The sequence below is a fragment of the Acutalibacter sp. genome (genome assembly GCF_056800975.1).
Genome location: NZ_JBQISV010000131.1, coordinates 1 through 4,474, shown reverse-complemented (window position 1 = coordinate 4,474; position 4,474 = coordinate 1). Strand labels below are relative to the sequence as shown.

General features: G+C 56.0%; 2 protein-coding genes and 2 pseudogenes. All 4 read right to left on the bottom strand.

The window, feature by feature from the left end; all coding sequences use genetic code 11:
• Window positions 1-261, bottom strand: a pseudogene (locus tag ACTO5E_RS10240) (amidophosphoribosyltransferase); the annotation flags it as partial.
• Between the two features lie 13 nt (window positions 262-274).
• Window positions 275-1,855, bottom strand: a complete 1,581-nt coding sequence (gene asnB / locus ACTO5E_RS10235) for an asparagine synthase B (protein WP_482303399.1) — start codon at window positions 1,853-1,855, stop codon at window positions 275-277.
• A gap of 66 nt (window positions 1,856-1,921) precedes the next feature.
• Entirely contained in the window at window positions 1,922-3,676 is a 1,755-nt protein-coding gene (locus ACTO5E_RS10230) for an ammonium transporter (protein ID WP_482303398.1), read from the bottom strand.
• Window positions 3,677-3,707: 31 nt separating this feature from the next.
• Window positions 3,708-4,474 (bottom strand): annotated as a pseudogene (locus ACTO5E_RS10225) (glutamine synthetase type III); the annotation flags it as partial.

Below are 4,474 nucleotides of genomic sequence, written 5' to 3'. Positions count from 1 at the left end.
GCCTCCGGTGGTGCCGTAGCGCACATGGCCCACCCCCATGTTTCCTTTAGGCAGGCGGCCCAGCGCCTCTGGGGTGAACACCTCTCCCAGCAGGCCAACGTCCTTATGGGACGCGAAGACGCCGTCATCGTTTATCACAATCCCGCAGCTCTCTTGTCCCCGGTGCTGAAGGGCAAAAAGGCCGTAATAGCAGAGCTCGGCCGCCTCCGCGCGGTCTGGCAGCCACACACCGAAAATTCCGCATTCCTCATGTATACTCATGCGCGCCTCTCCTTTATTCTCCGCTGGCCCCATAGTTTGCCAGCACTCTTGCCGACGGGTCGTCTACTTTACAGCCCTTCCATTCCGGGTTGGGCATCCAAAAACCATCGATTAGCTGTCCCTGGCCAGGATAGTATTTCTCAAACAACTCTCTATACAGCAGGGCTTCTTTCGTAAAGGGCCGGGCGTGGGTATAGGACTTGCTTTTTGCCTCAAACGCCTTGTCTGTGTAAAGCCCCTCGGCATACTCCTTCAAATAGTCCACCATAGAGTGGCCTACCGCGTCGGAAAAAGCCGCTTTTTCCCGCCAGAGAATTTCCTCCGGCAGAAAATCCCCCTGGGCAAAAGCCCTTCGCAGAAGATACTTGCCCTTGCCGTAGGTATTCAGCTTTTTCTCCGGGTCAACAGACATAACATACTCCACAAAGTCCAAATCGCCAAAGGGCACCCTAGCCTCCAGAGAGTTGACGGAGATACAGCGGTCGGCCCGGAGAACATCGTACATATGCAGCTCCCGGATGCGTTTCTCGGATTCCTTCTGGAAAGCCTGGGCGCTGGGGGCAAAGTCCGTATACTTATAGCCAAACAGCTCATCGGATATTTCTCCAGTAAGAAGAACCCGGATGTCTGTATTCTCATGGATATATTTGCATACCAGGAACATGCCCACACTGGCGCAGATAGTGGTAATATCGAATGTACCCAGAACCGCCACCACTGTCTCCAGAGCGTCCAGCACGTCTTGTCTGGTGATTATAACCTGGGTGTGGCTGCTGCCGATAAAGTCCGCAGCCTGCCGGGCATATTTCAGGTCTATGGCGTCTCCCTCCATGCCAATCGCAAAGGTGCGGATTGGCGTTTTACAGTACCGCTGCGCCACGGCGCAGACCAGGGATGAGTCAAGACCGCCGGAAAGAAGGAATCCCAGCTTCGCGTCTGAAACCAACCGCTTCTTTATGCCCGCGGTGAGCTTAGCCCGGATGTTTACGCATATCGTGTCCATATCATCGTGGCAGACCCTCTCGGTCCGGGAAATATCCCTGTAGGGGACAAACCTCCCGGCTTTGTAATAATGTCCCGGCGGAAAGGGCCGTATCTCCCCGCATAGGCCTATCAGGTCCTTGGGCTCGCTGGCAAAGAGCATGGCGCCGCTTTCCCCCCAGCCGTAGTACAGGGGACGGATGCCGATGGGGTCCCGGGCGGCTATGTACTCTCCTGTGTTTCCATCATATATGACACAGGCAAATTCCGCGTCCAGCAGGTTAAACATGTCGGCGCCATACTCCCTGTAAAGGGGCAGCAGTACCTCGCAGTCAGAGCCGCTTTGAAAGACGTATCTGTCTGCGAGCTGCTGTTTGAACTTTTCAAAGCCGTATAATTCGCCGTTGCAGACCACATAGCTGCCGTCCAGCTCAAAGGGCTGCATACCCTGAGGGCTTAGGCCCATGATAGCCAGGCGATGGAAGCCCATAAAGCCGTTGCCAGTATCGATAAACCGGGTGTCGTCCGGGCCCCGGGACAAGCTGCGGTCAAAGCATGCCTTTACAAGGTCAGGCTGGTTGCAGGGGCCGCAGCAGCTGATGATCGAACACATAAGAATCCCTCCGTGAAAGCGGAACAGGCGGGGTCACACCGAGCCCCGCTTTCTCCGCATGGCATATTATTCTACGTCCTGCAGCGCGTCATATCCGGTCTCGCCGGTGCGCACTTTCACTACGTCCTCCACATCATAGATAAATATCTTGCCGTCGCCGATATGGCCGGTATACAGCACTCTTTTTGCCGTCTCTACAACCGAGGAGACCGGTACCCGGCTGACAACGATATCCACCTGTATCTTGGGCAGAAGGCTGGCTTCCACCTGCACGCCTCTGTAATACTCGGGCTTGCCCTTTTGTACACCGCAGCCCAGCACATGGGAAACCGTCATGCCGGTGATGCCCAGGGCCATCATGGCGGACTTCAGGGCCTCGAACCGGCTCTCCCGGCAGATAATCTCAACCTTCGTGAGCTTGGGCACGCCGTCAGGAACTAGGGTGGGCTCTTTTTTCACCGGGATAGCTTCAGCGGCCGACGTGTCTCCGGTAACGGCTATGGCATTCCCGCAGCCGTAGTCCAGGCTCTCAACCGCTGGGGCAAAGTCCGCGTAGGCGCTTAGCAGGCCGTGTTCGGTGCTGTCAAGGCCCTTGATCTCCTCCTCCGGCTCAACACGCAGGCCAACGGTTCTTTTGATTATCGCAAACGTGACGGTCATCAGCGCAGCCGTCCAGGCAAGGATTGCCAGGATGCCCAGCAGCTGTACCCACAGCAGGCCGGGGTCGCCGGTGTAGAACAGTCCCCTGAGGCCTGCCGGAGCGTCAGGGTTAGCCAGAAGCCCCACAGCGGCGGTGCCCCATACGCCATTGGCAAGGTGCACGCCTACAGCGCCTACCGGGTCGTCGATGTGCAGCTTGAGGTCCAGGATTTCGACCACCGCGACCACCAGAATTCCGGAAACAATTCCCACAATCACCGAGCCCAGGGCGTCCAGGGCGTCGCACCCAGCGGTAATACCCACCAGGCCTGCCAAGGATGCGTTCAGACACATGGAAACATCCGGCTTACCATTCTTTATCCAGGTAAACAGCATGGTGGTAACCGTGGCCACAGCCGGCGCAATGGTGGTAGTCAGGAAAATAGAGGCCAGGGAGGTGTTGTCCCAAGCGGCCGCGCCGTTGAAGCCGTACCATCCAAACCATAGGATGAAACAGCCCAGAGCCCCCAGGGTGATGGAGTGGCCGGGTATGGCGTTTACCTTCTTCACCTTGCCTTCTTCATCCTCCATGTACTTGCCAAGCCTTGGACCCACCAGAACGGCCCCGATCAGCGCCGTGACGCCGCCCACGGAGTGGATGGCCGCAGAGCCGGCAAAATCATGGAAGCCCAGCTGGACCAGCCAGCCTTGGCTGTTCCAGACCCATCCGGCCTCAACAGGGTATACGAACAGGGAGATTACTCCGGAATAAATACAGTAGGACAAAAACTTGGTGCGCTCGGCCATAGCGCCGGAGACAATGGTGGCCGCCGTGGCGCAGAACACCAGATTAAACACAAAGCTGGAGGCATTTTCTTCAATAAAACCAGGAAAATTACGGAATATATCCAGGTTAGGTATACCGATAAAGCCCATCACGTAGTCCTCGGCCATCATCAGGCTGAAGCCCAAAAGTACGAACACCACTGTGCCAATGCAGAAGTCCATCAGGTTCTTCATAATAATATTGCCAGCGTTTTTGGCTCGGGTGAAACCGGTCTCCACCATAGCGAAACCAGCCTGCATAAAGAACACCAGGGCCGCGCCAATGAGAAACCAGACCCCGAATACCTGTGTGCTCACAGTTTCCGTCACCAGGGATATAATCTGCTCCGCTCCCATAATATCCACACTCCTTTAAGTTACAATGTTTTTACCTTACGCTGAAAAGTATATCGCCGTAGCTGGGATAGGGCCAGAACTCTTTGGCAGTGATGGTCTCAGCCCGGTCGCATACCATCCGAAGCTCCTTCATGTGCTTTAAGAGCACATCACGCACCGTGTAGCCCTGCTCCTCTACCGTGCCGGAGAGCTCTCCGACAGCTTCCTCCAGCTGGCCCGCGCGCTGAGAAATCTCATGGGCCAGCTGTGACAGCTCTTTTATTAAATCCAGCTCATAGGCACTGTCCAGCCCGGCGTCAAGGGATTTCTTTGCCGAGGCGGCCTCCAGCAGCTTTACGGTGTAGGTCTCTACTGCCGGGGCAATCTGGCGGCGGGCCATGCTGACCATAGTGTTTGCTTCTATGGTAACGGTCTTGACATAATTTTCCAGCATAATCTCACAGCGGGATTCCAGCTCCGCCCGGCTGTACACCCCTTGGGAGGTGAGCATTGTCACATTTTTTTCGTCCAACAGATGGGGCATGCAGTCCGGGGTGGTGGGATAGTTCAGCAGGCCGCGCTTTTTAGTGGCCTCCTCTATCCATGAACCGTCGTAGCCGTTGCCATTAAAGATGATATTCTTATGGTCCTTTATTGTTTTGCGTATCATCTCATGCAGGGCGGACTCGAAGTCCGCCGCCCCCTCCAGCCGGTCGGCGTATATCCTCAGGCTCTCGGCTACAGCGGCGTTCAGCATGATGTTGGCACAGGCAATGCTGTTGGAGGAACCCAGCATACGGAACTCAAACTTGTTGCCTG

Excerpts from the sequence above, each read along its gene's own strand:
- asnB (WP_482303399.1), bottom strand. The coding sequence starts at position 1,855 with ATGTGTTCGATCATCAGCTGCTGCGGCCCCTGCAACCAGCCTGACCTT.
- ACTO5E_RS10230 (WP_482303398.1), bottom strand. The coding sequence starts at position 3,676 with ATGGGAGCGGAGCAGATTATATCCCTGGTGACGGAAACTGTGAGCACA.